Below are 25,435 nucleotides of genomic sequence, written 5' to 3'. Positions count from 1 at the left end.
GGGTGCGGCCCTCGGCCGTGTTGCGCGCGGGTCAGTAACGCGGCCGGTTGAACCAGGCGTTGCCGTCGTCCCGGCTGACGAAGACCACCACCAGGATGCCCAGCACGGTGTGCACCAGGCCGATTGGGAAGCTGAGGAAGCTCAGCACGATGGTGCCGACGCCGAAGACGATGGCGCCGACGCGGACGCCCTTGCCGCCGTTGCCGAACTGCGCGGCGAGCGTGATCGCGGCCACCGTGAACGCCACGATGACCACGATCACCGCGATCAGCACGCCCTTGCCGACGTTGAACACCGACATGTCCGTCGTCGCGTAGGGCGAGGCGGACGCCTGGTGCGACGCCTTGCTGATGCCGCCCAGCCCCGCCACCGCCAGGACCAGTCCGACGACGTTCAGGGCGGCGAGTACGCACAGCAGCACCCGGGCCGCCTTCACGCCGCCCGGCATCACCGTCGGGTACGGCAGCTGTGCCGGCTGCATCGGGCCGCCCGGGTACGCGCCGTACGGCGCCATGGGCTGCTGCGGCTGCGGCTGCTGCGGGGGCTGCTGGGGGTAGCCGTAGCCGGGCTGCTGGCCGGGCTGCTGGCCCGGGGGCGGGCCGTAGGGGTTGGGGTTGGGATAACTCACGAGCGGTGCCCTTCAGGCGACTTGAGGCGGTATCGACGAGCGCCACGAAGGCCCCCGGTCGCTGCTGCGCGGGGGCCTTCGTGGGCTCTTGCGGGCGTCCGTGCGGCCCGTAACGGCATTACTTGGGAGCCTGGACGACCACGGTGCTGACGATCTTGTCCGCGAACGTCTGGTTCTTCTCGTCCCACAGCGGCCACAGGAAGCCGATGTCGCAGGGCAGCCCGTCGACGATGTGGCAGAGCTTGCGCACGAAGGCCATGCCGAAGCCGATCGGCTGGCCGGTGGCCTCACTGACCAGCTTGATGCCCAGGGCCTTCTTGCCCGGGGTCTGGCCGGTGCTGCCTTCCTTGATCAGGATGAAGATGCCGCCGACCAGGGCGATCAACGCGCCGAGCAGGATGAGCAGGATGGCGCCGACCGGCGCGCCGCTCGACGACTGCGCGGCGGTGGCCGCGTTGTGGATGCAGTTGAAGTCGCCCGGCGGGCAGCTTGAGTAGTCCGGGATGGACGAGGCGGCCGAACTGGCCGTCATCGCCATGCCGATGGCGTAGAGGATGCCCGGGATGAGTCCCACGATCAGCGCGTCGATGAGGTAGGCACCGACCCGCGCGCCCCAACTCGCGTACCCCGTAGGCATTCCCGGCATCCCCGGCATGCCCTGCATTCCGGGCTGGCCGTACGGGTTCGCCGGCTGCTGCGCGTAGCCGTAGCCCGGCTGACCGCCCTGGCCGTAGCCCGGCTGACCGCCCTGCGGGGGGACCTGGCCCTGCTGCGGGTAGCCGTACTGCGGCTGACCCTGCGGGGCGCCCTGCTGGGGGTAGCCGTAACCGGGCTGACCGCCCTGCGGGGGGACCGGGGGCTGCTGGCCGTACGGCCCCTGCGGGGCCTGCGGCGGCTGCCCGTAAGGGTTGTTCGGGTCACCGAAGCTCATGCTGTTGTTTTCCTCCGTTGAATGCCAGTGGGGGACGACGCGGCGCGACTCGGAGGAAACACAGGTTGATTCATGCGATACATGGCCCGCCCCCGACGATGCCTGCGGCACTGCGGCGTCAATCCTTCTAGGTGAGGATTCCGTCTGTCCAGTCAAGGCGGTCAGCTTTTGTCCAACCGCAATGATCGTTTCCGGACAACTGCCGTCCGCGCGCCCTGATTGGAACACGGGTGCCTCCATCCGGGAGGATGGGGGCTATGACTGCCCAGATTCTGGATGGCAAGGCCACCGCCGCCGCGATCAAGTCCGAGCTCACCGCCCGCGTGGAGGCGCTGAAGGCCAAGGGTGTCACCCCGGGCCTGGGCACCCTGCTGGTCGGCGACGACCCCGGCAGCCGCTGGTACGTCAACGGCAAGCACCGGGACTGCGCCCAGGTCGGCATCGCGTCCATCCAGCGCGAACTGCCCGCGACCGCCACCCAGGAGGAGATCGAGGCGGTCGTCCGGGAGCTCAACGAGAACCCCGAGTGCACCGGCTACATCGTCCAACTCCCGCTCCCCAAGGGCATCGACGCCAACCGCGTCCTGGAGCTGATGGACCCGGCCAAGGACGCCGACGGGCTGCACCCGATGAGCCTGGGCCGCCTCGTCCTCGGCATCGAGGGCCCGCTGCCCTGCACCCCCTACGGCATCGTCCAACTGCTGCGCCGGCACGACGTCGAGATCAAGGGCGCGCACGTGGTGGTCGTCGGCCGCGGCATCACCATCGGCCGCCCGATGCCGCTGGTGCTCACCCGCAAGTCCGAGAACGCCACGGTCACCCAGTGCCACACCGGCACCCGCGACCTCTCCGCGCACCTGAAGCAGGCCGACATCATCGTCGCCGCCGCCGGCGTGCCGCACATCATCAAGCCCGAGGACGTCAAGCCGGGCGCGGCCGTCCTGGACGTCGGTGTCAGCCGGGACGAGCACGGCAAGATCGTCGGCGATGTGCACCCCGGCGTCGCCGAGGTGGCCGGCTGGGTCGCCCCCAACCCGGGCGGCGTCGGCCCGATGACCCGCGCGCAGCTCCTGGTCAACGTCGTCGAGGCGGCGGAGCGCGCGGCCGCCGACGCCGGCCGCTAGCCGCCGACGGGCCGGCCGGGGCACCGGCCGGCCGGGACGTGCGAGCCTGGAAGGGCCGCCGCCCGCGGCACCACACCCACACCACGACGCATCCGCGACACCGACCCGGACACCGGAAGGGGCTGACCGCCAAAGATGGCTGCCGAAGCGCACTCGGAGGACGCATCCGAGCCGCAGCGCACCTCGCGCCGCTTTCCGCAGCTCACCCGCGACACCGCCCGCCCCGAGGGCGGCGGCCGGGCCGCCTCCGGCGACTACCCGGCGCCGGCCCGGCAGTGGCCGCTGCTCAGCGTGCTGGGCGGGGTCGGCCTCGGGCTGCTGCTGGTCGCGCTGGGCGCGTTCCGGATCGGCAGCATCGTGATCGGGCTGTCCCTGATCGGCGGCGCGGTGCTGCGCCGGATGCTGCCGTCGGTGGGGATGCTGGCCGTCCGGTCCCGCTTCACCGACCTGCTCACCTACGGCGGATTGGGCTCCGTGATCGTGATCCTGGCGATGATGGTGCAGCCCAAGCCGTGGATCCACGTCCCGTTCCTGGACGACATCGTCCACTTCACGCTGCGCTAGGAGCGGCCCCGAGACCTCCCCGCGGCGCCGCGGCACGCCTCGTGCCGTAGCGCCGCGGTCCCGTGTGACGCGGGTAACTTGGCGACGTCCGGGGGGTGCCCCAACCGCGAGAGGGACGTCTCATGGCCAAGATCAAGGTTGCCCGTCCCGTCGTCGAGATCGACGGCGACGAGATGACCCGCATCATCTGGTCGTCCATCAGGGACCGGCTGGTCCTCCCGTACCTCGACGTCGAGTTGAAGTACTTCGACCTCGGCATCGAGAACCGGGACGCCACCCGTGACCAGGTGACCGTCGACGCCGCGCACGCCATCCAGGAGCACGGCGTCGGGGTGAAGTGCGCCACCATCACCCCGGACGAGGCCCGGGTCGAGGAGTTCGGCCTGAAGGCGATGTACCGGTCGCCGAACGGCACCATCCGCAACATCCTCGGCGGCGTGATCTTCCGGGAGCCGATCATCATGGCGAACGTGCCCCGGCTGGTGCCCGGCTGGACCCGGCCCATCATCGTCGGCCGCCACGCCTTCGGCGACCAGTACCGCGCCACCGACCTCAAGGTCCCCGGCCCCGGCACCCTCACGTTGACCTTCGCCCCGGCGGACGGCGGGGAGCCGACCGAGGTGGAGGTGCACGACTTCCCGGGCCCCGGGGTGGCGCTCGCGATGTACAACCACGACGACTCGATCCGTGACTTCGCCCGGGCGGCGTTCCGTTACGGGCTGGACCGCAACCACCCCGTCTACCTCTCCACGAAGAACACGATCCTGAAGAAGTACGACGGCCGCTTCAAGGACCTCTTCCAGGAGGTCTTCGACACCGAGTTCCGGGCCGAGTTCGAGGCCGGCGGCCTGACCTACGAACACCGGCTGATCGACGACATGGTGGCCGCGGTCCTGAAGTCCTCCGGCGGCTACGTCTGGGCCTGCAAGAACTACGACGGCGACGTCCAGTCCGACATCGTCGCCCAGGGCTTCGGCTCGCTCGGGCTGATGACGTCGGTCCTGATGACCCCCGACGGCCGGACCATCGAGGCCGAGGCGGCGCACGGCACCGTCACCCGGCACTACCGGCAGCACCAGCAGGGCAAGGCCACCTCCACCAACCCCATCGCCTCGGTCTTCGCCTGGACCCGCGGTCTGGCGCACCGCGGCGAGCTGGACGACACCCCCGAGGTGACCCGCTTCGCGCACACCCTGGAGCGGGTCTGTGTGGAGACCGTCGAGGGCGGCCAGATGACCAAGGACCTGGCCCTGCTCATCGGGCCGGCGCAACCCTGGCTCACCACCGACCAGTTCCTGGAGGCGCTGGACGCCGGCCTCCAGAAGGCGATGGCGCCCGCCTGATCCGCGGCGGGGGCGGGGGCGTTCACATCTGGCCGGGATTCGCCGTCACCGACGGGCCGTCGGGGGAGAAGGGGGATTGCCCGGCCCGATCCCGGGCATGCGCTCCACAACCCCCCACGGGTGTGGCACAACCGCCGGCCGCCCGCGCTACCCCTCCGAGAGCGGGCGGCCGCCGCGCCCGACCGGGCCGTGGCCACCGCGCGCACGCGGGCGGCGAGGCGGTCCGGTCGGGTCCGCCCGTGACGGCCGGTGAGGTGTCCCACACCGGCCCGTCGTCTGGGCGGGACGGGGGTCCGATAGCCTGACGGCCAGGTCTCTCGATACCAAGAGACCTTGATAGATGGGCAGGGACACCCACCGCCACCCAAGGTGGTCCAGGGGCTTGCCCCCGGAATACCGCGCAGGAGATCGCCATGACCCGCACTCCCGTCAACGTCACCGTCACCGGCGCCGCCGGCCAGATCGGTTACGCCCTCCTCTTCCGCATCGCCTCCGGCCAACTGCTCGGCGCGGACGTGCCGGTCAAGCTGCGCCTCCTGGAGATCCCGCAGGGCCTCAAGGCCGCCGAGGGCACCGCGATGGAGCTGGACGACTGCGCCTTCCCGCTCCTCCAGGGCATCGAGATCACCGACGACCCGAACGTGGCCTTCGCCGGCGCCAACGTCGCGTTGCTCGTCGGCGCCCGTCCGCGCACCAAGGGCATGGAGCGCGGCGACCTGCTGGAGGCCAACGGCGGCATCTTCAAGCCGCAGGGCAAGGCCATCAACGACCACGCCGCGGACGACATCAAGGTCCTGGTCGTCGGCAACCCGGCCAACACCAACGCGCTGATCGCCCAGGCCGCCGCCCCGGACGTGCCGCGCGAGCGCTTCACCGCGATGACCCGCCTGGACCACAACCGCGCGCTGACCCAGCTCGCCAAGAAGACCGGCACCCCGGTGTCCGAGATCCGCCGCCTGACCATCTGGGGCAACCACTCGGCCACCCAGTACCCGGACATCTTCCACGCCACCGTCGCCGGCAAGAGCGCCGCCGAGCAGGTCAACGACGAGGCGTGGCTGGCCGACACCTTCATCCCGACCGTCGCCAAGCGCGGCGCGGCGATCATCGAGGCCCGCGGCGCGTCCTCCGCCGCCTCGGCCGCCAACGCCGCCATCGACCACGTCCACACCTGGGTCAACGGCACCGCCGACGGCGACTGGACCTCCATGGGCATCCCCTCGGACGGCTCCTACGGCGTCCCGGAGGGCCTGATCTCCTCCTTCCCCGTCACCACCAAGGACGGCAAGTACGAGATCGTCCAGGGCCTGGAGATCAACGAGTTCTCCCGCACCCGCATCGACGCCTCCGTCAAGGAGCTGGCGGAGGAGCGCGAGGCGGTCCGCGCGCTCGGCCTCCTCTGACGCCACCTCCGGCGCACCGCCGCAGCACTCGCGAGCCCGCACGGCCCAACGGCCGTGCGGGCTCGGCGTTTTGACGCCCCCTCGGGGCCGGAAACGCGCTGACAGCGTGCCCGCCGCTCCTCTATGCTGCGGAACCCGTCACACGTCCGGGTGAAGACGGCCGCCGGTGGAACTGGCCCGCCGCCCCGGCGCGTTGAGGCGGATACACGCGGCGACGCGCACACGGCAGCTACGGGGGAGGCCGATGAACGGTAACGACGTGCCCGCACAGTCGGGGGGGGGCCGCGCAGCCGGGAGGTTCGGACGGGGCGCCGCGGCTGCGCAAGGAGCCCCCGGCCACCCCGCTCCCCACCGTCCCGCCCGGTGCCAGCGAGGCCACCCGGCTGTTGTGCGCGGGGACCTACCTCGACGACGCCTACCGCGATGCCGTCATCGACGAGCTCTACGTCCACGAGGAGCGGTTCGCCGCGCCCTCCCTGGGCATCGACGCGGCCCGGGTGCTGGCCCACGCCCTGCGCGCCCGCCGGTTCGAACTGGGCTGGGCCGCGGCCATCTTGGGCGTCTGGATCCTGGCCGTCCTGCTCTCCCAGGGGCTGGCGGTGGCCTATGTCCTCCCGGTCGCCCTGATGGGCCTGGGCCGCTTCGTCCGCCGGGCCCCGGTGCCCCTGTGGCTGGCCCTGGGCGTCTCGTTCCTCTTCCGCTGGTACGGCCGGCTGACGCTGCTGATGTTCCTCGCGGTGTTCACGGCGGCCGCGTTCGACGGTGGCTCCCTGGGGAGTTGGACGGACGGGTCGGGTACCGGGCTGCTGCCCGGCTCCGCCTCCGGGTTCACCGGCGGCGGGCTGTCCGGTGACTACGCGGGCCTGGGCGGCAGCCCGTCCGACGGCGGGGCCGCCTTCGCGGTCTGGGTGGCGCTGCTGCTGCCGGTGCTGATCGCCGCCCTGGTCGCCGTCCAGCGGGGCCAGTTCGCCCGGGCGCTCGCCGGCGAACTCTCCCCGCAGCGCTTCCCCGACGTGATGGCCGACCCCGCCGAGCGGTCCGAGGGCATCCGCTTCCTGCGGCTGCGGCAGCGCATCCGCACCGAGCAGCACGGCCCGATGGTGCTCTACCGCGCCGCCGCCCCGTTCTGCGGCGCCGGCGAGCCGTTCAAACCCTGGTCGCTGTCGGTGGAGTTGGTCCCCGCGCAGGACCGGCCGACCGAACGTCTCGACAACGGCGCGATCCTGGCCCGCATCGTCCCGCTGGTCGAGGCGCTGCGCGTCCCGTCGGGCCCGCCGAGCACGGCGTCGCTGGTCCGCGACCGGCTGCGCGGCCTGGAGATCGACGAGTGCGTCTTCCTGCCCGCCGACGGCCTGTTGACCCGTGCCGACGCGCCCCACGACCCCACCGGCTTCGCCGAGCACCGGGCCGCGGCGATAGAGGAGGGCGGCGAGACCCGCCGGCACTTCCTGCGCATCCGGGTCGGCGGTTGGAACGAGGGCGTGGTCACCACCGTCTTCGTCCGGGTCCACACCCAGGGCGGCATGCTGGTGCTGGAGGTCGCGCCGCACGTGCTGTGGCCGCTGCGCCAGCTCTACCAGGACGCCGACCGGATCGCCCACCGCCACCGCCACCACGACCACTTCGGCCGGGCGGTGTGGGCGCTGACCCACGCCCCGCGCGCGTCCGGCGAGGCGGTGCTGAGCCTGCTGCGCGGCGTGCGCTCCACCTGGCGGCTGTTCACCGGAGGGCACCGCGCCGCCCTCCCCGAGGGCCCGGCCCGCTCCGTCCGCGAACTGGGCTCGGACGGCGGTGCCTCGCTCTTCCAGGACATGGACGTCGCCCGCTATCTGCGCACGATCCAGGCGCGGGTGGCGGCCGGCGTCACCACCGCGCTGCGCGACGCCGGTTACCGCACCGAGGAGTTCGAGCAGCGGGTCGTCCACGTCGCCGACGGCGGGGTCTACGTCGAGTCCGCCCAGGGCGCCGTCGGCATCGGCGACCACAACACCGTCACCCACCACGGCGCCGCCACCTCCGCGGGCGACTCCGCTTCCCAGAAGGGCAGGTCCTGACGTGGCACCGTCCGACGCATCCGACAAGGGCATCCGCATCGAGCACGTGCAGGGCGCCATCTCCATCGGCGACCACAACACCGTCACCCACATCGGCGACAACGTCCAGGGCGCCGCACCCGCCGTCGACCCGGCCCAGGAGGAGCTCCTCCGGGCCGTCCGCACCCTCCGCGAGGACCTCGACCGGGCCGTGGCCACCCCCGAGGTGCAGGCGCTGTCGACCGAACTCGCCGACACCGAGGGGGAGATCACCGGCACCGGTGCCGCGGCCCCCGGCCGGCTGACCCGGCTGCGCACGGCGCTGACCGACGCCAGCGCCGTGGTGGGGCTGCTGTCGTCCGGCGCCGCGGCGGTCCAGGCGGTCGGCGCCCTGCTGGGAGGCTGACCGACCGTGCCCCAAGGCCCCAAAGCGCACTGGAATCCCGACACCCAGTCCTGGGAGACCGGCCCGGCGCGCCCCGCCCGGCCGTACACCGGCCCGATGCCGCCCCGCCCGGCCGTGCCCCCACCCCCCTCGCACGCCCCCGGCCCGCCGACGCCCGCGTACGCCACGGAGCAGCCGTACGCCACGGGGGACGAGCCCGCGGTGGCCTCCGGCCGCCGGACCAGGGCGCTGATCGCCGCCGCGGTCGTCGCCGTCCTCGCGGCCGGCGCCGGCGGTGGCTACCTCCTGTGGGGCGGCGGCCCGGCCGCCCGGCCCGCCGCCCACCCGAAGGTCTCCGCGAGCACCGCCACGACGGGCCCCGCCGCGCCCGGTTCCGCGACGCCCACCGCCGACGCCTCGGCCTCCGCCACGGGCATCCCCAGCGGCTACCACCTCGCCCACGACGAGAAGGGGTTCAGCCTCGCCGTCCCCGACGGCTGGCAGCGCGAGGTCCGTTCCACCGGCGTCTTCTACACCTCGCCGGACACCCGCAGCCTGCTCCAGATCTTCCAGATCACCGAGCCCGGCCTCGGCCCGCAACAGGCCCTGGAACAGGCGTCGAAGGGCCTCGCCGGCAACCCCGGCTACGAGGAGATGGGCATCGAGCCCCGCCAGGGACCCCCGGGCCCCACCGGTTCCCAACTCACCTACGCCTACGACAGCAACCGCCTCGGCCTGCGGGTGCAGGCCGTCGACTGTGCCTTCACGGCCCCCGACGGCCGGCAGTTCGCGGTGCTGGTGCTGGGCCCGGCGTCCGACTGGCCGCGGCAGCAGGAGATCCAGCGGATCGCGCTGGACGCGTTCGACCCCGCCTCGTGAGCCGCGGCCCGGCCGCCCGGGCCGCGGCCACCGGCCGCCGCTATCCGGGGAGTTCGGTCCGCTCCCACCACTCGTAGACCGGCAGCCGCCCGTCGGCGGTGTCCCACTGCCGGGGCGTCGGCCGGAAGTGCTCGTAGCCGCCGCGGTAGGGGACCTTCAGGTCGCCCCCGCCGGGGTCCACTTCCACGATCCGCTCGTTGATCCCCTCGGGACCGCCCTGGAGAACTGCCTTGGGTGCCTTGCTCGCCATGGCGGCAGTTTCTCGCGCACCACCCGGGCGCCCGGGACGGCTCGCCGGGGCCGGGGCTCAGCCCCGGGGGAAATCCGTGGTCGAGAGGGCCATGCCGAGGGGGGCGCCGGTGAGGTCGATCGGTTCGCCGTAAGGGACGGTGATGTCGTTCTCGTAGTCGCCGTCTTCGGGATACGTACGTGCGAACGGCGCGGTGCGCACCGTGTGTTGGGGGCGCCGGTGTCAGACGCTTTGCTGTCCGCCGCCGCCCTCCAGCACGGAGATGTCGGCCGTCTTGGCCGGGTCGGGGGTGTGCGAGGGGACCGGCTGGTCGTAGTTGCTGAGCAGCACGGTGCCGGTCTCGCCGTCGACCTCGGTGGTGAGCTTCCTCGGGTAGTGGGTGCCCTCGATGGCGACGTAGACGGTCTGGGTGGCGTCCTTGGTCTTCTTGACGACGGGCAGGACGCGGGTGCCCTCCTGGGTGGTGGGGCGGCCCTTGGTGAGGGTGACGGAGGGGGCCGGCGGGGCCTGTGGGTCGGCGGGCTGCGGGGCCACCGACTTCTGGAAGGCGGTGAGGTCGCAGGCGGTGGCGAGGCCCTTGAGGAAGTCGTCGTCGGTGGTGCCGTGCAGGTAGCGGTCCCGGTAGGTGCGGGCCGCGGTGTTGCCCTCGTCGCCGGGGAGCTGGCTCTTCCAGAAGGCGGCGTCGGGCTTGAGCCAGACGTCCTTGCCGCGCTTGATCAGGTCGACCCGGCCGAGCGGGCCCTTGCTGATGTTGCCGGCGCAGTTCCCGGTCCGGTCGAGGGTGAGGTCCAGCTTGGTGGCGTCGGCGCTGGACTCGGTGCGCAGCCGTAGCGACTTCGCGCCGAGCAGGGCGTGCAGGGCGTCGCCTGCGACCTGCTGGGCGGACTCGTGCGCGAGGTCACCCTCGTCGCCCGAGCCGTCGGCCGGGGTCGCGGGGCCGGCGGCGCACACGGCGGCCACGGTCGCGGCGACCGCTCCGCAGGTCAAAGCGGTGAAGGTACGGCATTTACGGGGCATCTCGGCACCTTTCGGCAGGAAAGGCGCTCCCAGGGGACCGCTGCGGGCCGTCCGGAAGGCTCCTTGGCGGGCATACGGCTATTCAGGGTACTTTCCGGTCTATTCGGGCGCATGCGGAGAAGTCTGGCGGCTTCGGGTGACTCGGGTCACTTTCGATGAATGTTTGGGCATAGGAACGCGGGTTTGGGTTAGGGGTCCCCGTTGCTGGCGGGCCAGAGGTTGAACCAGTGCACGCACCGCGTAGCCGGGTCCGCCGGCCGCGCAGATCGAAAACGGAAGGCAGAAGGACGTCGTGTCGGCAACTGAGACAAGCGAGACCATTCACGTAGCTGGCGAGTGGCGGGCGGCCGCCGCAGGCGCCACGCGGGAGGTCCTGGACCCCGCCGACGCGACGACGCTCCAGGTGGTCGCCGAGGGCGGCGCCGAGGACGCGGACGCGGCCGTCGCGGCGGCCAAGGCGGCCTTCGCCGGCGGTACCGGGGAGTGGCCCCGTACCCCCGTGGCCGAGCGGGCGGCGCTGCTGCGCCGGGTCGCCGACCTGCTCCAGCGCGACCGCGAGCAGATCGGCCTGATCGAGAGCCGGGACACCGGCAAGACCCTGGAGGAGGGCCGGGTCGACGTCGACTGCGTGACCGACGCCTTCCGGTACTTCGCCGACCAGGTCGTGGGCGAGAGCGGCGGCCGGGTCGTGGACGCCGGCTCCGCGGACATCCACAGCATCGTCGTGCACGAGCCGGTCGGCGTCTGCGCGATGATCACCCCCTGGAACTACCCGCTGCTCCAGGCGAGTTGGAAGATCGCCCCGGCGCTGGCGGCCGGCAACACCTTCGTCATCAAGCCGAGCGAGGTCACCCCGCTCTCGACGGTGTACCTGATCCGGCTGCTGGTCGAGGCGGGTCTGCCGGCCGGCGTCGCCAACATCGTCACCGGTGCCGGCCTCCCGGTCGGGCAGCGGCTGGCGGACCACCCGGACGTGGACCTGTTCTCGTTCACCGGCGGCCTGGCCAGCGGGACGAAGGCGGGCGCGGCGGCGGTCGCCGGCGCCAAGAAGATCGCGCTGGAGCTCGGCGGCAAGAACCCCAACGTGGTGTTCGCCGACGCCTGCGCGACCGACGAGGGCTTCGACACCGCCGTCGACCAGGCGCTGAACGCGGCCTTCATCCACAGCGGTCAGGTCTGCTCGGCCGGCGCCCGGCTGATCATCGAGGAGTCGGTCCGCGACCGCTTCGTCGCCGAACTCGCCCGCCGCGCCGAGAAGATCAAGCTCGGCCGCGGGACCGAGGAGGGCGTCGAGTGCGGCCCGCTCGTCTCCCAGCAGCAGCTCGACAAGGTCGAGGCGTATGTCGCCTCCGCGCTGGCCGAGGGCGCCAAGCTGCGCTGCGGCGGCGCCCGCCCGGAGCCCAGCGACGTCCGGCCGGCCGGCGGCTACTTCTACCAGCCCACCGTGCTGGACGGCTGCCACCGCGAGATGAAGGTCGTCCGTGAGGAGACCTTCGGGCCGATCCTCACCGTCGAGACCTTCACCACCGAGGACGAGGCCATCGCGCTCGCCAACGACACCGAGTACGGGCTGGCCGGGGCGGTCTTCTCGGCCGACACGGCCCGCGCGCGCCGGGTCGCCGCGCGGCTGCGGCACGGCACCGTGTGGATCAACGACTTCCACCCCTACCTGCCGCAGGCCGAATGGGGCGGTTTCGGGAAGTCCGGCATCGGGCGCGAGCTCGGCCCGACCGGACTCGACGAGTACCGGGAGAGCAAGCACATCTACGAGAACCTGCGCCCCGAGCCGGTCCGCTGGTTCGCCGGCTGACCCGTACGCCCTGCCCCTCCTCCGGCCCGGGGCCGCTCAACACCCCGGGCCCCGCGCGCACTTCGCAGTAAGGAGCACCTCCTCATGCCCGTGTACGACTACGTTGTCGTCGGCGGTGGAACCGCCGGTTCCGTCATCGCCTCCCGCCTCGTCGAGGACCCGAACACCACCGTCGCGGTGATCGAGGGCGGCCCCTCCGACATCGACCGCGAGGACGTGCTGACGCTGCGCAAGTGGCTCGGCCTGCTCGGCGGCGACCTGGACTACGAGTACACGACCACCGAGCAGCCCCGCGGCAACTCGCACATCCTGCACAGCCGCGCCAAGGTCCTCGGCGGCTGCTCGTCGCACAACACCCTGATCTCCTTCAAGCCGCTGCCGTCCGACTGGGACGAGTGGGAGGCGGCCGGCGCCACCGGCTGGGGCGCCAAGGCCATGGACCCCTACTTCGGCAAGCTGCGCAACAACATCGTGCGGGTGGCCAAGAAGGACCAGAACCAGATCGCCACCGACTGGATCGAGGCCACCAAGAGCGCCCTGGGCGTCCCCGAGGTCGTCGGCTTCAACGACCAGCCCTTCGACGAGGGCGTCGGCTTCTTCGACCTCTCCTACCACCCGGAGAACAACAAGCGGTCCTCCGCCTCCGTCGCCTACCTCCACCCGCACATGGAGGCCGGCGACCGCCCCAACCTCACGCTGATGCTGGAGACCTGGGCGACGAAGCTGGAGCTCGACGGCACCCGCGCCAAGGGCGTCCACGTCCGCACCAAGGACGGCGAGGAGGTCTACGTCGAGGCCGCCCGCGAGGTGCTGGTGTGCGCCGGTGCGGTGGACACCCCGCGGCTGCTGATGCACTCCGGCATCGGGCCGCGGAAGGACCTGGAGGCGCTGGGCATGGAGTGCGTGCTCGACCTGCCGGGCGTCGGTGAGAACCTGATCGACCACCCCGAGTCGGTCATCGTCTGGGAGACCAACGGGCCGCTCCCCGACAACTCCGCGATGGACTCGGACGCCGGTCTGTTCATCAAGCGGGACCCGGCCCACAAGGGCCCGGACCTGATGTTCCACTTCTACCAGATCCCGTTCACGGACAACCCGGAGCGGCTGGGCTACGAGCGCCCCGAGCACGGCGTCTCGATGACCCCCAACATCCCCAAGTCCCGCGCCCGCGGCCGGCTTTACCTGACCTCCGCCGACCCCGAGGTCAAGCCCGCGCTGGACTTCAGGTACTTCGAGGACGAGGGCGACTACGACGGACGGACCCTCGTCGACGGCATCAAGCTGGCCCGTAAGGTCGCCGAGGCCGAGCCGTTCAAGAAGTGGCTCAAGCGCGAGGTCTTCCCCGGCCCCGAGGTCACCGACGACGCCGAGATCAGCGAGCTGGTCCGCAAGGCCGCGCACACCGTCTACCACCCCGCCGGCACCTGCAAGATGGGCGCCAAGGACGACGCGCTCGCGGTCGTCGACCCGGAGCTGAAGATCCGCGGCCTGTCCGGCATCCGGATCGCCGACGCCTCCGTCTTCCCGACCATGCCCGCGGTGAACCCGATGCTGGGCGTGCTGATGGTGGGGGAGAAGTGCGCCGAACTGCTCCGCGAGACCCCGGCTCAGGGGGGTGACGCGTGATGGCCAGCGCGCCCGCCGATACCGCCGCCGAGAAGAACGGCGGGATGAACGCCGACCAGGCCGCCGACAAGGCAGCTGAGCAGACCTCCGAGGGCGGCGCCGAAGCCACCGCGGCCGCCGAACTCCGGGCCGGGGAGGCCGGTTCGGCCGCCGACGAGCGGCCCTCGGTGTTCTCCGTCCGCAACCTGTGGAAGGTCTTCGGCCCCAAGGCCGAGCGGATCCCCGAGGACGCCTCGCTGACCGGGCTGAGCGCCCAGGAGCTGCGCGAGCGGACCGGCTGCACCGCCGCCGTCCGCGACGTCTCCTTCGACGTGCGCAAGGGCGAGGCGTTCGTGGTCATGGGGCTCTCCGGCTCCGGCAAGTCCACCCTCGTGCGCTGCCTGACCCGGCTGATCGAGCCGACCGGCGGCACCCTGGAGATGGACGGCGAGGACGTCCGCGCCATGGACCGCACCGCGCTGCGCGAACTGCGCCGCCGCCGGGCCGCCATGGTCTTCCAGCACTTCGGCCTGCTGCCGCACCGCACGGTCCTGGACAACGTCGCCTACGGCCTGGAGATCCAGGGCATGGGCAAGGCCGAACGCCGCGAACGGGCCGCCGAGATGGTGCAGAAGGTCGGCCTGGCCGGCCTGGAGAAGCGCCGTCCCGGGCAGCTCTCCGGCGGTCAGCAGCAGCGCGTCGGGCTGGCCCGCGCGCTCGCCGTGGACCCCGAAGTCCTGCTGTTCGACGAGCCGTTCAGCGCCCTGGACCCGCTCATCCGGCGCGACATGCAGGAGGAGGTCGTCCGCCTGCACGTCGAGGAGGGGCGGACGATGGTCTTCATCACCCACGACCTCGCCGAGGCGCTGCGGATCGGCGACCGGATCGCCCTGATGCGGGACGGCGAGATCGTCCAGCTCGGCACCCCGGAGGAGATCGTCGGTTCGCCGGCCGACGACTACGTCCGCGACTTCGTCCGGGACGTGCCGCGCGAGCAGGTGTTGACCGTGCGCCGCGCGATGCGCCCCGCCGAGGCCGGCGAGGCCGCGGAGGGCCCCGCGCTCACCCCCGACACCCTGATCTGCGACGCGATCGAGGCGGTCGCCCGCACCGGCGGCCCCGTCCGGATCGTCGACGACGGCCGCTGCCTGGGCATCGTCGACAGCGCCTGCCTGCTGAACGTGGTGGCCCGGAACTCGGCGTCGCACGACGAGCTGGGGGAGGTGGCCGCCTGATGTACGCCGCCGCCCCCTACCGCGGTGCCGTCCGCGCCGTCATACCCCGCGCGCCCGCGGTCGGCCCCCGGGCCCGGCTGCGCGCCGTCCTGCTCCGCCAGTGGCGCCACGCCCAGCGCGCCGCCGCGATGAACGTGCCGGCCGGCACGGTGAAGCGGGGTCGGGCATGAGCGAGCGCAGCGGGCGAATAATCCCAAGGTGCGTGCCGTGGGCGTGCAGGGCCTCGCGAAGCGAGGTATCAGCATGAGCACCGCCGCACCCCCCACTGCTGGCGGCCTGGGCGCCGTCGGCAAACTCGGGCCCCTCCAGGGCCTGTTGAGCCGCCGCGGTCTCGCCAAGATCCTGCTGCTCGCCGTCGCCGCGGCGGTGTTGATCCCCCTCATCGAGGCCAAGTGGCCGGGCGCCGCCTGGCCCAGCGCGCTGACCGTCGACGTCTCCGGGCCGCTCGATCACGCCAGCAACTGGATCATCGACAACCGCGACAGCAACTGGCTGTTCGTCTACGTCCTCGGTCACCTCAGCAACGCCGTGGTGCTCTCCGTCCGCGCCGTCTACCTGGTGCTGCTGGCCCTCGGCTGGACCGGTGTGACGGCCGGCGTGACGCTGCTGGCCTGGCGCGTCGCCGGCCTCCGGATCGCCGCCGTCGCCCTGGTGTCCTTCCTGGTCAGCGGGGTGCTGGGGATGTGGGTCCCGACCATGCAGACGCTGGCCCTGATGATCGTGGCGGTGTTCGCCTCGGTCGTGGTCGGCGCCCTGCTCGGCCTGGCCGCCGGCCTCTCGCCGCGGCTGTTCAAGGTCCTGCGCCCGGTCCTGGACACCATGCAGGTGCTGCCGGCCTTCGCGTACCTGCTGCCGGTCGTCATGATCTTCGGCATCGGCGTGCCGGCCGCGCTGCTGGCCACCGTGATCTACGCGGCGCCGCCGATGGCCCGGCTCACCGCGCTCGGCCTGCGCGGCGCCGACGCCGGCGTGCTGGAGGCGGTCTCCTCGCTCGGCGCCACCGGGCGCCAGCGCCTGCTGACCGCCCGGCTGCCGCTGGCCCGCAAGGAGCTCCTGCTCGGCCTCAACCAGACGATCATGATGGCGCTGTCCATGGCCGTGATCGCCTCGATGATCGGCGCCGCCGGACTCGGTGACCGCGTCTACCAGGCGCTCGCCTCCGTCGACGTCGGCACCGCGCTCGCCGCCGCCATCCCGATCGTGCTGCTGGCCATCGTCATGGACCGCACCACCGCCGCGGCGGGCGAGAGGCTGGGCGCGAACCCGTCCGCCGGCCGCCACCGGCTGCTGACCGGCTGGCCCGCCTGGGTCGGGGTCGCCGCGCTCACCGCGGTGTGCGCGCTCGTCGGCCGGCTGGCCGGCTCCACGATCTGGCCCGCCGGCGCGACGCTCGCCATCGCCCGCCCGGTCAACGACGCCAAGGAGTGGATGGTCAACCACCTCTACTCCGGCGTCCCGGTCGTCGGCGGCACCGCCGACTGGGCCGCGCACTTCACCAACTGGGTGCTCAACCCGCTGCGCGACGGCCTGACCGCCCTGCCCTGGTACGGCGTGCTGCTCATCGTCGCCGCGCTGGCCTGGCTCATCGGCACCTGGCGCACCGCGCTCACCGCCGTCCTGGCCATGGCCGTCATCGGCGTGCTGGGCGTGTGGGGCCCGTCCATGGACACCCTCTCCCAGGTCATCGCCGCCCTGGTGGTGACCCTGGTCCTGGGCGTCGGCATCGGCGTCCTGGCCTCCGGCAGCAAGCGCTTCGAGGCGTTCCTGCGGCCGATCCTGGACGTCATGCAGACCATGCCGCAGTTCGTCTACCTGATCCCGGTCGTCGCGCTGTTCGCGGTGGGCCGCGCCCCGGCCATCGCCGCGGCCGTGGTCTACGCCCTGCCGGCCGTCATCCGGATCACCACCCAAGGCCTGCGCCAGGTGAACCCCGGCGCGATGGAGTCCGCCAGTTCGCTGGGCGCCACCCGCTGGCAGACCCTCCGCCAGGTCCAACTGCCCCTGGCCCGGCCCGCGTTGCTGCTGGCCGTCAACCAGGGCGTGGTCCTCGTCCTCGCCGTCGTCATCATCGGCGGCCTAGTCGGCAGCGGTGCGCTCGGCTACTCCGTGGTCACCGGCCTGGCCCGCGGCGACCTCGCCCTCGGCCTGGTCTCGGGCATCGCCATCGTCTGCCTGGGCCTGATGCTGGACCGGGTCACCCAGCCCACGGAACGGCGCACGACCGGGAAGGGAGCCTGACCATGTCCCGCACCTCGAAGCGCACCCGGACCCTGGCCAGGGCGCTCGCCGCCACCGCCGCGACCGGCGTGCTGGTCGCCTCCCTGTCCTCCTGCGGCAAGGCCGACATGACCAAGCAGGCATCGCCGTTCGCGGCCGCCGCGGGGTCCAAGTCGGTCACCCTCTCCGTCCAGACCTGGGTCGGCGCCCAGGCCAACGTGGCGGTGGCGAAGTACCTGCTCGAACACGAGCTGGACTACCACGTCGACACCGTCCAGGTGGACGAGATCCCCGCCTGGGACGCGCTCAGCCAGGGCCGGGTCGACGCCATCCTGGAGGACTGGGGCCACCCCGACCAGGAGAAGCGCTACGTCCAGGACAAGAAGACGATCACGGCGGGCGGCCCCAACGGCGTCATCGGCCACATCGGTTGGTGGGTGCCCAAGTACTGGGCCGACGCCCACCCCGACGTCACCGACTGGAAGAACCTCAACAAGTACGCCAGCCAACTCCGCACCTCGGAGAGCGGCAACAAGGGCCAGCTGATGGACGGTTCGCCGTCCTACGTCACCAACGACAAGGCCCTGGTGAAGAACCTCAAGCTGAACTACCAGATCGTCTTCGCGGGCTCCGAGGCCGCGCAGATCACCCAGATCCAGCAGTTCGCCAAGCAGAAGAAGCCGTTCCTCACCTACTGGTACGAGCCCCAGTGGCTCTTCAACCAGGTGCCGATGGTGGAGGTCAAGCTCCCGAAGTACACCGACGCCTGCGCGGCCAAGGGTGCCAAGGACCCGGACTCCATCGACTGCGCGTACCCCACCACCCCCCTCCAGAAGTACTTCAACACCGACTTCGCCAAGGGCAACAGCACCGCCGCGCAGTTCCTGAAGAACTTCCGCTGGGACAAGAAGGACCAGAACGAGGTCTCCGAACTCATCGCCTCCAAGGGCCTGTCCGCCGACGAAGCGGGCAAGCAGTGGGTCCAGGAACACCCGGACGTCTGGAAGCAGTGGCTGCCGAAGAAGTAGCCGCAGCCACACCGTCGTCCTGAACACCATCGGGCGGGCCCGTTCTTCCTGAACGGGCCCGCCCGATGGGCGTGTTGGAGCTCGGAGGCCCATCCGTGACGGTGATTCCCCTCACTCCGGGACGAACTCGTACTGCAGCTCGTAGAGATGGCCGGCCTTGGCCATGACGGTGACCTCGACGGGGCGTTCGTCATCGGTGTGGACGACGCGCAGCGTCCGCAGGACCGGCAGGCTGCTGGAGAGTTGGAGCGCGGTGTACTGCTCCTGTGTGGGCACCCGGGCAGAGACCCGGTCCACGCTGAGTCGGGGCGGGTATCCCAGCTCGGCGAGGAGCGTCGGAGTGCCGCCCTTGATCTTGCGACGCTCCATCATCGCGGTGCCGCGGGCGATCTCCAACGGGTAGTAGGACTTGACGAGTTCCACGGGTTCGTCGTCGATGAAGAGGACCTGGCGGCGGAGCAGGGCCGTGCCGCCCGCGGTCAGTCCGAGCGCTGCCGCGACGTCCGCGGGCGGCGTTGCCTCCGCCACCTCAAGGAGTTCGCTCCGTGCGCGTCCGCCCTGCTTCGTCGCCTCGGCGAGCCAGCGGTACGGCTCGCCGTCCTTTGCCGGGGCCATGTACGAGGCCGGCCGCATGGTCCGCTGCCGGTGTTCGCGGACTGTGACGGCTGCACCGGGGCGTCCGACGACGAGGCGTTCGTCCTTCAGGAGGTGCAGCGCCTTCTGCACGGTGGCGTTCGAGGCGGAGAACCGCTCCTTGAGCTGTGTGGTGGACGGCAGTCTGGCGCCCGGAGCGAGATCGCCGCTCATGATTTCCTCGCGCAGATCGGCGGCGACCCGCTCGTGCAGCGAGCGGCGGTCGTATGCGTCGGCTTCGGTCTTGGGCACGGTCATCCGATCCTGAGCTCGTAACGCAGTCGTTGACGTTGCGCGGGCATGACCATCATGTCGACCTGGATCGGCCGGTCGTCGCCGTCCAGTGTGAGGCGCGTCAGCTGTAGCACGGGTTCGAGGGGGCCGATCTGTAGCGTCTTGCGTTCCTCCTCGCTCGGCATGCGGGCGGTCACGTCCTCGTGGACCCGCACGCCTACGTGTCCCAGTTCGGCGAGCAGCTTGACGGCACCGCCGGGGATCTTGGCCGTCCCCGCGAGCCGGGTGCCGCGGGCGATGTGGCTCGGGTAGAAGGTGTCCGTCAACTCGCACGGCTCGTCGTCGAGGTACATGATGCGACGGCGCACAACTACGGCCTCTCCCACGGGCGTTCCCAGTAGCTCGGCCACCTCATCCGGCGGCGCGACCTCCTCGGCGCGGACGACGCGCTGAGTGCCGCGGCGGCCTTTGGACGCGGTCTCGGCGCCCCAGAGGTCGGACGGGCTCTTGTCTCCGGGGGTCAGGTACGGCATCGAGGTGCTGACCCACTTACTGGTGCCCATGGCGTCCCTCCTGCGAAGTCGTAGGTCTTCTTCCGGCGTTGTTGCTCTACACGGTAAGCGAACACCCGAAAGAGTACCTTGCTGCTTTTCGTGAATAGCGACATGATTGCCGTGCTGAGCTCCGACGAAAGGTGGAGCGATGCCCCTTGTCGACGAGCCCGCCGATTGCGACATCTGCACGGCACTTACGCGCCAGCGGGATGCGGCCCGCCAGGCTGGCCGTCATCTCACCGTGCAGGGCCGCAACGCCGAGATCGCCAACCATGCGAGACAATTGGACGTGCCCGCCGAGCTCCAGCCTGATCGTGAGCGGGGGCGGTGCTCGTGACCGCCGCGATCTGCCTCGAATGCGAGCGGCTCAAGGACGGTCTGCGGATCGCAGAGAAGGTTGGCGACAGGTCCAGGGCGACCGACTGCCGGCTCTTGCTCCGGCGTCACCCGCGGCATGATGACCTCCCGGTCCAAGCGCCCGCGCAGGCTGGGGACTTGGCCGCTCGGTGATGTCCCGCCTTCACTCCGCCAGTAGTTCGTTCACCAGGTCGACCGCGAGGTCGTGGGTGTGGTGGAGGGGGAGGCTTTCGTCGAGGAACCAGTCGTCGGTGGCCTCGGGGTGGGGGCCGACGACGGCGACGCGGCCGGTGCCGCAGGGGGCGACGACGGCGGCCACGGTGCCGTTGGGGTAGGTGGCCAGGACGGTGGCGTCGGCGCCCGGGTCGAGGAGGAAGTGCGGGCCGTCCTGGAAGAAGACGGTGCGGGGTTGGCCGCGCCACTGGGTCTCGACGACGGTGTCGCGGTCGTGGGTGACGGTGGCGCCCGGCGTGACGATGTACTGGTCGGTGTCGCCGGGGAGCAGGTCGAAGCCCGGGTCGTCGCCGGCGAGGTAGCCGCCGAGGCAGAAGCCCAGGTAGCGGCCGCCGCCGTGGACGTAGTCGCGGATCTCGTCGGCGTGCTTGTGCATGCGGCGGTAGGCGGGGGCCAACGAGCCGCCGCCGGGCTGGGCGTAGAGGTGGGCGTGGGCCAGGGACGCGGCGGAGAGCGGGATGTCCTCGTGCGGGCCGGTGTAGCGGACGTCGAGGTCCCAGGGGCCGGCGGCCAGCAGTTCGGCGACCGCCTCGGAGCAGCCGGCGGGGCGGGCGGCCGGGCCGCGGTAGACCAGCGCGAGGGGGCGGTCGCCGGGGGCGGGCAGCGGGGTCTTTGGGGCGTTGCGCGTGGCGAGGGTGCGGCGGAGGGAGGCGAGGAAGCGGGTGGGAGGGGACATGGTGTTCACCGTCAGGGGCTGGTGGGGTGTGGGGTGCGGGCGGGAGGGGAGTGGTCGGCCGTGCGGACGGCCAACCCCTGGGCGGGGACGCCGCGCCAGGCCGTGCCGGGGGTGAGGTACTCGCCCTTCATGACCAGGGAGAGGGCGTCGAGCCAGACGCCCTCTCCCACCACGCCGTCGTAGAGCACGATCGCACGGCTACCCACGGTGGCGCCCGCCCGGACGGTCACTTTTGACATCTTCATGACCCGGTCCTCGAACAGGTGCGTCTGGAGGCTCACGCCCGGGCCGACCGCCGCCTCGTCGCCGACGTCGACGAGGTCGAACTCGGTGAGGAAGGTGGTGCCCAGCCACGTCCGGCGGCCGATCCGGGCGCCGAAGAGGCGGAGGGCGGGCGGGAGGAACGGGGTGCCGGTGAGGGCGGCCAGACCGGCGGGGACGGCGGCCGCCTCGTAGAGGCCGGTGACGAACTCGGTGCGGCGGACGAACCAGCTCCACAGGGGCTCGACGCGGGGCCGGTAGCGGCCGACGACGAGGAACTTGAGCGCCGCGCAGGCGACGGTGACGGCCAGGCCGGCGGACATCAACAGGAGCGGGGCCAGGAGCACGGGGACGGCCGGGTGCGGGTCGTGGGCGACGCCGGAGAGGGCGAGGAGGAAGAGGAAGGTGGCGGCGCCGATGAGGGTCGCCGGCACGGTGGCGCGGAAGTACTCGATGGCCAGTCGGCGGCGGACCGCCCGGCGGGTGGGGCGGAAGGTCAGCTCCTCCGGGTAGCTGCCGCTGCTCTGGCGCCGCGGGAGGTGGATGGCGGGCGAGCCCAACCAGGCGGTGTCGGGCGGCACTTCGTCGCCGGGCGGGACGGTGCCGACGCCGATCAGCGAGCCCGGCCCGGTCCGGGTGCCGGCCGGCAGGTACGCGGCGTTGCCGACGAACGCGCGGCGGCCGACCTCGGTGCGGCGGCAGTCCACCCGGCCGCCGGCGAACGCGGCCCCGCCGATCCCGGCCAGGTCCGCGACGAACGAGCCCTCGCCGAGCGCCAGCAGGTCCGGGTCGAGGTGGGCGGCGGTGGAGACCTCGGCGCCGCCGCCGATCCGGGCGCCCAGCAGCCGCAGCCAGGGGACCGTGTAGAGGGTGGCGTAGAGGGAGTTGGTGAGGGCCAGGCTGGACTCCAGCAGCTTGTCGGAGAACCACTTGCGGACGCCGAGCGCGGAGCGGACCGGGTGGGTGCCGACCGGGGTGCGGGCCAGCACCACCCGCTTGGCCAGCGCGATCGCGGCGCAGACGGCCAGGACGTAGAGCGGGGCGGCGACGACCAGGGTGGCGGCAAGGGCCGGCCCGCTGCCCCAGGCCAGCCAGCAGCACCACACCAGCGCGGTGCCCGGCGCCACGACGGCCAACGGGAGGACCTCCAGGAAGGCGGTCCCCAGCAGCGCGGCGGCGGCGTGCCGGGGCCGGCCGGGCTCGGTCGTGCCGCCGGCCCGCAGCATCTCCTCGACGGTCGGGGCCAGCGCCGGCACCGGGGACGGCGGCGAGCCGGCCCACCGGGCGCCGGGCGGCACCCTCTCGCCCCGCCCGAGCACCGACTGCTCGCCGAGCCCGGAACCCGCCGCCATCCGGGCGCCCGGCTCCAGCACGGCGTGCGCCCCGACGTAGGCGCGCGGGCCGATGTCGATCGGGGCGACGGTGACCCAGCCGTCCGCCACCCGCCAGGCGCGCAGCGTCACGCCGTAGCCGACCGAGGCGTCCGCGCCGATCCGGACCAGCGACGGCAGCGGGACCACGCCGGTGGCGATCGTCGTCCGCGGCCCGATCCGGGCGCCCAGCAGCCGCAGGTAACGGCCCATCAGCGGGGAGCCGCTGAGCACCGGCAGCGGGCCGAGGCTCAGCAGCAGGCCGAGCGCCCACAGGCGCAGATAGGTCCCGCCCCACAACGGGTAGCGGCCCGGCCGGATGCCGGCCGCCAACGGGCGGGCCAGGGCCACCGGCAGCAGCCAGCGGACCCCGAAGTAGCCGACCAGCACGGCCAGTACGGGGCGCAGCGGGACCGGCGCGCGGCCGGTGAACTCCCCGCCCTGCCGGCTGAAGACGACCGCGAGGGGGAGGGCCATGAGGAAGAGCAGCAGGTAGAGCGCGGCGGCCTGGACCAGGCCGGCGGCGGCGATCCGGGCGCCGTGGTGCCGCAGCGGGCGGGGGCGGACGGGCGGCGAACCGGCCGCGGTGTCGGGGGAGTTGGCGGCGCCCTCGCGGTCGTCGCTCCTCCGGTCGCGGTCGCCCGGCCCGTCCCCGTCGTACGCCCGGCCGCCGTCCGCGGCCCCGGCGGCCGTCGCCGGGGTGCTCAACGCCGCCAGGTGGGCCGCGAGGCCGCGCACCGTCGGGTGGGCGTAGACGTCGCGCAGCGCGACGCCCATGTCGCCCCCGATGCCGCGGGTGCGCAGCAGCGAGACGACCTGGGCGGCGAGCAGCGAGTGCCCGCCGAGGTCCCCGAAGAAGTCCGCCTCGGTGGAGAGCGCGTCCGGGCCCATGCCGAACGCCTCGGCCCACACGTCCCGCACCCTGGCCTCCAAGTCGCCCCGCGGCGCCACCACTTGGCCGACCACCCCCAGTCGCCGACCGCTCGGCGCGGGCAGCGCCCTGCGGTCCACCTTGCCGCTCGGCAGGGCCGGCAGGCGGGGGAGGACGTCCAGGAACGGCGGCACCATGTAGGACGGGAGCCGGCTGCGCAGCCGCCGGTGCAGCCGGGCGGCCAGGGCGTCCCCGCCCGCCGTCCCGGCACCGCCGGTGTGGCCCGGCGCCAGCACCACGTACGCGGACAACTCCCGGTCCCCGCCCCGGCCGTCCCGCCGTTCCCGCGTCACCAGCGCGGTCGCCGCCTCGGCCACCGCGGGCTCCTCCAGCAGGACGTTGTCGATCTCGCCGAGGTCGACCCGGTAGCCGCGGATCTTCACCTCGTCGTCGGCCCGCCCCAGGAACTCGATCTCCCCGTCCGGGGCGCGCCGGCCGAGGTCGCCGGTGCGGTAGAGCCGGCCGCCGGCGGGCGCCAACGGGTGCGCGACGAACCGCTCCGCGGTCAGTTCCGGGCGCCCCACATAGCCGCGGGCGACGCCGGAGCCGCCCACGCAGATCTCGCCGACCGCCCCGTCCGGCACGGGGCGCAGCCGGTCGTCGAGCAGGGCCACCGTGTAGCCGGGCAGCGGCCGGCCGATGGTGACCGGGCGGCCCGGCCGCAGCTCCGCGACGGTGGCGGTGACGGTGGTCTCCGTCGGCCCGTAGGTGTTGAGGATCCGGCGCCCGGGCCGGCTCCAGCGCCGCACGAGCTCGGCCGGGCAGGGCTCCCCGCCGACCACGAGGGTGCGCACCCGCGGCAGCTCCCGGGGGATCGTCGCCAGCAGCGTCGGCACGCAGTAGAAGACCGTGATGCCCAACTCCTCCAGGGAGTCGGCAAGTTCGGCGCCGAGCCGGACCGGGCCGGCGCCGGCCGGACCCGCGACCAGGGTCGCGCCGACCGTCCAGGTGGGCCAGATCTCCTCGATGGAGAAGTCGAAGGAGAGGGTCATGCCCTGGTAGACCCGGTCGTCCGGCCGCACGCCGTAGGCGTCCGGCACGACGGCGAGGAAGGCGCAGACGCTGGAGTGCGCGATGGCCACGCCCTTGGGCCGGCCGCTGGAGCCGGAGGTGTACATGATGTAGGCGAGCGGGTCGTCGGGGGCGTCGTCCAGGTCCGCGGCCGGCGCCGGTGCGCTCGGCGACGGCACCGGCCGGGTGTCCGGCGCCGCGGCCAGCTCCCCGGCCAGCGCGTCGAGTTCGATCACCGTCGCGCGCCGGCCGGCCAGCTCCGGTGCCAGCTCCGGGACGGTCAGGACCGCGTCCACCCCGGCGTCCGACGCGATGAAGGCGGCCCGGTCCGCCGGCGCCGCCGGGTCGATCGGCACGAACGCCGCGTCCGCCTTGCCCACGGCCAGCAGCGCGACGTACATCCCCACCGACCGCGGCACCAGGACCGCGACCCGGGAGCCGGCGCCGATGCCCCGCGCGCACAGGAGGTGGGCGAGCCGGTTGGCGCGGGCGTCGAGCTCGGCGTAGGTCAGGGCGTGCCGCCCGCACTGAAGCGCCGTCGCCCACGGCGCGCGGTCACAGGTCGATTCGAAGAGGCGGTGCAGCCGCGCCGAGCCCCGCCTGCACGTGGCCATGTCTCCATCGCATCGCTGATCACCCGTGATCGCATGTCCGGTCCGGGCTCGGGCCGGCGCGACCAAGGTGACCTGCGTGTTCACCGGGGGGCTGGGCCGGGGCGGGGG

22 protein-coding genes are annotated in these 25,435 nt (G+C 72.7%); 14 read left to right on the top strand and 8 right to left on the bottom strand.

Annotated features, from left to right (window positions below):
- Positions 1 to 31: 31 nt before the first annotated feature.
- A complete protein-coding gene (locus PV796_RS15710) occupies positions 32 to 628 on the bottom strand; it encodes a hypothetical protein (protein WP_274913791.1) in 597 nt (198 codons plus the stop codon).
- Between the two features lie 118 nt (positions 629 to 746).
- Positions 747 to 1,559, bottom strand: coding sequence for an RDD family protein (locus tag PV796_RS15705; protein WP_274913790.1), 813 nt, complete (start codon positions 1,557 to 1,559; stop codon positions 747 to 749).
- Between the two features lie 257 nt (positions 1,560 to 1,816).
- Between PV796_RS15705 and PV796_RS15700 the strand changes: the two genes are divergently transcribed.
- The 7 genes from PV796_RS15700 to PV796_RS15670 all read left to right on the top strand — a co-directional run bounded on the left by PV796_RS15700 (position 1,817) and on the right by PV796_RS15670 (position 9,290).
- Complete coding sequence (locus tag PV796_RS15700; protein ID WP_274913789.1) at positions 1,817 to 2,683, top strand: bifunctional methylenetetrahydrofolate dehydrogenase/methenyltetrahydrofolate cyclohydrolase; 867 nt, start codon at positions 1,817 to 1,819, stop codon at positions 2,681 to 2,683.
- A gap of 135 nt (positions 2,684 to 2,818) precedes the next feature.
- The gene (locus PV796_RS15695) at positions 2,819 to 3,247 is read left to right on the top strand and encodes a DUF3017 domain-containing protein (RefSeq protein WP_274913788.1); all 429 of its coding nucleotides are present in this window, start codon (positions 2,819 to 2,821) and stop codon (positions 3,245 to 3,247) included.
- A gap of 122 nt (positions 3,248 to 3,369) precedes the next feature.
- Complete coding sequence (locus PV796_RS15690; RefSeq protein WP_274913787.1) at positions 3,370 to 4,590, top strand: NADP-dependent isocitrate dehydrogenase; 1,221 nt, start codon at positions 3,370 to 3,372, stop codon at positions 4,588 to 4,590.
- 413 nt (positions 4,591 to 5,003) lie between these two features.
- On the top strand, positions 5,004 to 5,993 hold the full coding sequence (locus tag PV796_RS15685; RefSeq protein WP_274913785.1) for a malate dehydrogenase: 990 nt from the start codon (positions 5,004 to 5,006) through the stop codon (positions 5,991 to 5,993).
- A gap of 386 nt (positions 5,994 to 6,379) precedes the next feature.
- Positions 6,380 to 8,047 (top strand): hypothetical protein, encoded by a 1,668-nt coding sequence (locus PV796_RS15680; RefSeq protein WP_274913784.1) that lies wholly within the window; start codon positions 6,380 to 6,382, stop codon positions 8,045 to 8,047.
- Between the two features lies 1 nt (position 8,048).
- On the top strand, positions 8,049 to 8,432 hold the full coding sequence (locus tag PV796_RS15675) for a hypothetical protein (protein WP_274913782.1): 384 nt from the start codon (positions 8,049 to 8,051) through the stop codon (positions 8,430 to 8,432).
- Between the two features lie 6 nt (positions 8,433 to 8,438).
- Complete coding sequence (locus tag PV796_RS15670; RefSeq protein WP_274913781.1) at positions 8,439 to 9,290, top strand: hypothetical protein; 852 nt, start codon at positions 8,439 to 8,441, stop codon at positions 9,288 to 9,290.
- A 40-nt stretch (positions 9,291 to 9,330) separates the two neighbouring features.
- On the opposite strand, the gene PV796_RS15665 is transcribed toward PV796_RS15670, so the two are convergent.
- On the bottom strand, positions 9,331 to 9,540 hold the full coding sequence (locus PV796_RS15665; protein WP_274913780.1) for a DUF5988 family protein: 210 nt from the start codon (positions 9,538 to 9,540) through the stop codon (positions 9,331 to 9,333).
- A 222-nt stretch (positions 9,541 to 9,762) separates the two neighbouring features.
- Entirely contained in the window at positions 9,763 to 10,557 is a 795-nt protein-coding gene (locus tag PV796_RS15660; protein WP_274913779.1) for a hypothetical protein, read from the bottom strand.
- A gap of 292 nt (positions 10,558 to 10,849) precedes the next feature.
- On the opposite strand from PV796_RS15660, the gene PV796_RS15655 reads away from it, so the two are divergent.
- The 6 genes from PV796_RS15655 (at position 10,850) to PV796_RS15630 (ending at position 18,452) form a co-directional block, all read left to right on the top strand.
- Positions 10,850 to 12,367, top strand: a complete 1,518-nt coding sequence (locus PV796_RS15655) for an aldehyde dehydrogenase family protein (protein WP_274913778.1) — start codon at positions 10,850 to 10,852, stop codon at positions 12,365 to 12,367.
- Between the two features lie 84 nt (positions 12,368 to 12,451).
- Positions 12,452 to 13,993 carry a GMC family oxidoreductase gene (locus PV796_RS15650; protein WP_274913777.1) on the top strand — a complete coding sequence of 514 codons (1,542 nt, stop codon included), beginning with the start codon at positions 12,452 to 12,454 and terminating at the stop codon, positions 13,991 to 13,993.
- A 44-nt stretch (positions 13,994 to 14,037) separates the two neighbouring features.
- The gene (locus tag PV796_RS15645) at positions 14,038 to 15,207 is read left to right on the top strand and encodes a quaternary amine ABC transporter ATP-binding protein (protein ID WP_446750686.1); all 1,170 of its coding nucleotides are present in this window, start codon (positions 14,038 to 14,040) and stop codon (positions 15,205 to 15,207) included.
- Positions 15,207 to 15,377 (top strand): hypothetical protein, encoded by a 171-nt coding sequence (locus tag PV796_RS15640; protein WP_274913774.1) that lies wholly within the window; start codon positions 15,207 to 15,209, stop codon positions 15,375 to 15,377. The genes PV796_RS15645 and PV796_RS15640 overlap by 1 nt, the downstream gene beginning before the upstream one ends.
- Positions 15,378 to 15,450: 73 nt before the next feature.
- A complete protein-coding gene (locus tag PV796_RS15635; protein WP_274913772.1) occupies positions 15,451 to 17,445 on the top strand; it encodes an ABC transporter permease in 1,995 nt (664 codons plus the stop codon).
- 2 nt (positions 17,446 to 17,447) lie between these two features.
- Entirely contained in the window at positions 17,448 to 18,452 is a 1,005-nt protein-coding gene (locus tag PV796_RS15630) for an ABC transporter substrate-binding protein (protein WP_274913770.1), read from the top strand.
- A 111-nt stretch (positions 18,453 to 18,563) separates the two neighbouring features.
- Here PV796_RS15630 and PV796_RS15625 read toward each other — a convergent pair whose 3' ends face one another.
- Together PV796_RS15625 and PV796_RS15620 are read right to left on the bottom strand one after the other, a co-directional pair.
- Positions 18,564 to 19,343 carry a GntR family transcriptional regulator gene (locus tag PV796_RS15625; protein ID WP_274913768.1) on the bottom strand — a complete coding sequence of 260 codons (780 nt, stop codon included), beginning with the start codon at positions 19,341 to 19,343 and terminating at the stop codon, positions 18,564 to 18,566.
- Positions 19,340 to 19,882 (bottom strand): GntR family transcriptional regulator, encoded by a 543-nt coding sequence (locus tag PV796_RS15620; RefSeq protein WP_274913767.1) that lies wholly within the window; start codon positions 19,880 to 19,882, stop codon positions 19,340 to 19,342. The genes PV796_RS15625 and PV796_RS15620 overlap by 4 nt, the downstream gene beginning before the upstream one ends.
- A 139-nt stretch (positions 19,883 to 20,021) precedes the next feature.
- Here PV796_RS15620 and PV796_RS15615 point away from each other — a divergent pair, with 139 nt between their 5' ends.
- Complete coding sequence (locus PV796_RS15615) at positions 20,022 to 20,210, top strand: hypothetical protein (protein ID WP_274913766.1); 189 nt, start codon at positions 20,022 to 20,024, stop codon at positions 20,208 to 20,210.
- A 183-nt stretch (positions 20,211 to 20,393) separates the two neighbouring features.
- On the opposite strand, the gene PV796_RS15610 is transcribed toward PV796_RS15615, so the two are convergent.
- A complete protein-coding gene (locus tag PV796_RS15610; protein WP_274913765.1) occupies positions 20,394 to 21,140 on the bottom strand; it encodes a BPL-N domain-containing protein in 747 nt (248 codons plus the stop codon).
- Between the two features lie 11 nt (positions 21,141 to 21,151).
- Positions 21,152 to 25,327 (bottom strand): Pls/PosA family non-ribosomal peptide synthetase, encoded by a 4,176-nt coding sequence (locus tag PV796_RS15605; RefSeq protein WP_274913764.1) that lies wholly within the window; start codon positions 25,325 to 25,327, stop codon positions 21,152 to 21,154.
- Between the last annotated feature and the right edge of the window lie 108 nt (positions 25,328 to 25,435).

This window comes from Streptomyces sp. WZ-12 (assembly GCF_028898845.1).
Taxonomy (GTDB): Bacteria; Actinomycetota; Actinomycetes; order Streptomycetales; family Streptomycetaceae; genus Streptomyces.
The sequence above is the reverse complement of the archived record's forward strand: the minus strand, read 5'-3'. Positions and strand labels throughout refer to the sequence as shown.

Bases quoted from the DNA above. Each gene is read 5' to 3' on its own strand.
- PV796_RS15615 (WP_274913766.1), top strand. From the start codon at position 20,022: ATGCCCCTTGTCGACGAGCCCGCCGATTGCGACATCTGCACGGCACTT.
- PV796_RS15700 (WP_274913789.1), top strand. From the start codon at position 1,817: ATGACTGCCCAGATTCTGGATGGCAAGGCCACCGCCGCCGCGATCAAG.
- PV796_RS15650 (WP_274913777.1), top strand. From the start codon at position 12,452: ATGCCCGTGTACGACTACGTTGTCGTCGGCGGTGGAACCGCCGGTTCC.
- PV796_RS15640 (WP_274913774.1), top strand. From the start codon at position 15,207: ATGTACGCCGCCGCCCCCTACCGCGGTGCCGTCCGCGCCGTCATACCC.
- PV796_RS15635 (WP_274913772.1), top strand. From the start codon at position 15,451: ATGAGCACCGCCGCACCCCCCACTGCTGGCGGCCTGGGCGCCGTCGGC.
- PV796_RS15625 (WP_274913768.1), bottom strand. From the start codon at position 19,343: ATGACCGTGCCCAAGACCGAAGCCGACGCATACGACCGCCGCTCGCTG.
- PV796_RS15610 (WP_274913765.1), bottom strand. From the start codon at position 21,140: ATGTCCCCTCCCACCCGCTTCCTCGCCTCCCTCCGCCGCACCCTCGCC.
- PV796_RS15665 (WP_274913780.1), bottom strand. From the start codon at position 9,540: ATGGCGAGCAAGGCACCCAAGGCAGTTCTCCAGGGCGGTCCCGAGGGG.
- PV796_RS15705 (WP_274913790.1), bottom strand. From the start codon at position 1,559: ATGAGCTTCGGTGACCCGAACAACCCTTACGGGCAGCCGCCGCAGGCC.
- PV796_RS15695 (WP_274913788.1), top strand. From the start codon at position 2,819: ATGGCTGCCGAAGCGCACTCGGAGGACGCATCCGAGCCGCAGCGCACC.
- PV796_RS15630 (WP_274913770.1), top strand. From the start codon at position 17,448: ATGTCCCGCACCTCGAAGCGCACCCGGACCCTGGCCAGGGCGCTCGCC.
- PV796_RS15685 (WP_274913785.1), top strand. From the start codon at position 5,004: ATGACCCGCACTCCCGTCAACGTCACCGTCACCGGCGCCGCCGGCCAG.
- PV796_RS15620 (WP_274913767.1), bottom strand. From the start codon at position 19,882: ATGGGCACCAGTAAGTGGGTCAGCACCTCGATGCCGTACCTGACCCCC.
- PV796_RS15660 (WP_274913779.1), bottom strand. From the start codon at position 10,557: ATGCCCCGTAAATGCCGTACCTTCACCGCTTTGACCTGCGGAGCGGTC.
- PV796_RS15690 (WP_274913787.1), top strand. From the start codon at position 3,370: ATGGCCAAGATCAAGGTTGCCCGTCCCGTCGTCGAGATCGACGGCGAC.
- PV796_RS15645 (WP_446750686.1), top strand. From the start codon at position 14,038: ATGAACGCCGACCAGGCCGCCGACAAGGCAGCTGAGCAGACCTCCGAG.
- PV796_RS15605 (WP_274913764.1), bottom strand. From the start codon at position 25,327: ATGGCCACGTGCAGGCGGGGCTCGGCGCGGCTGCACCGCCTCTTCGAA.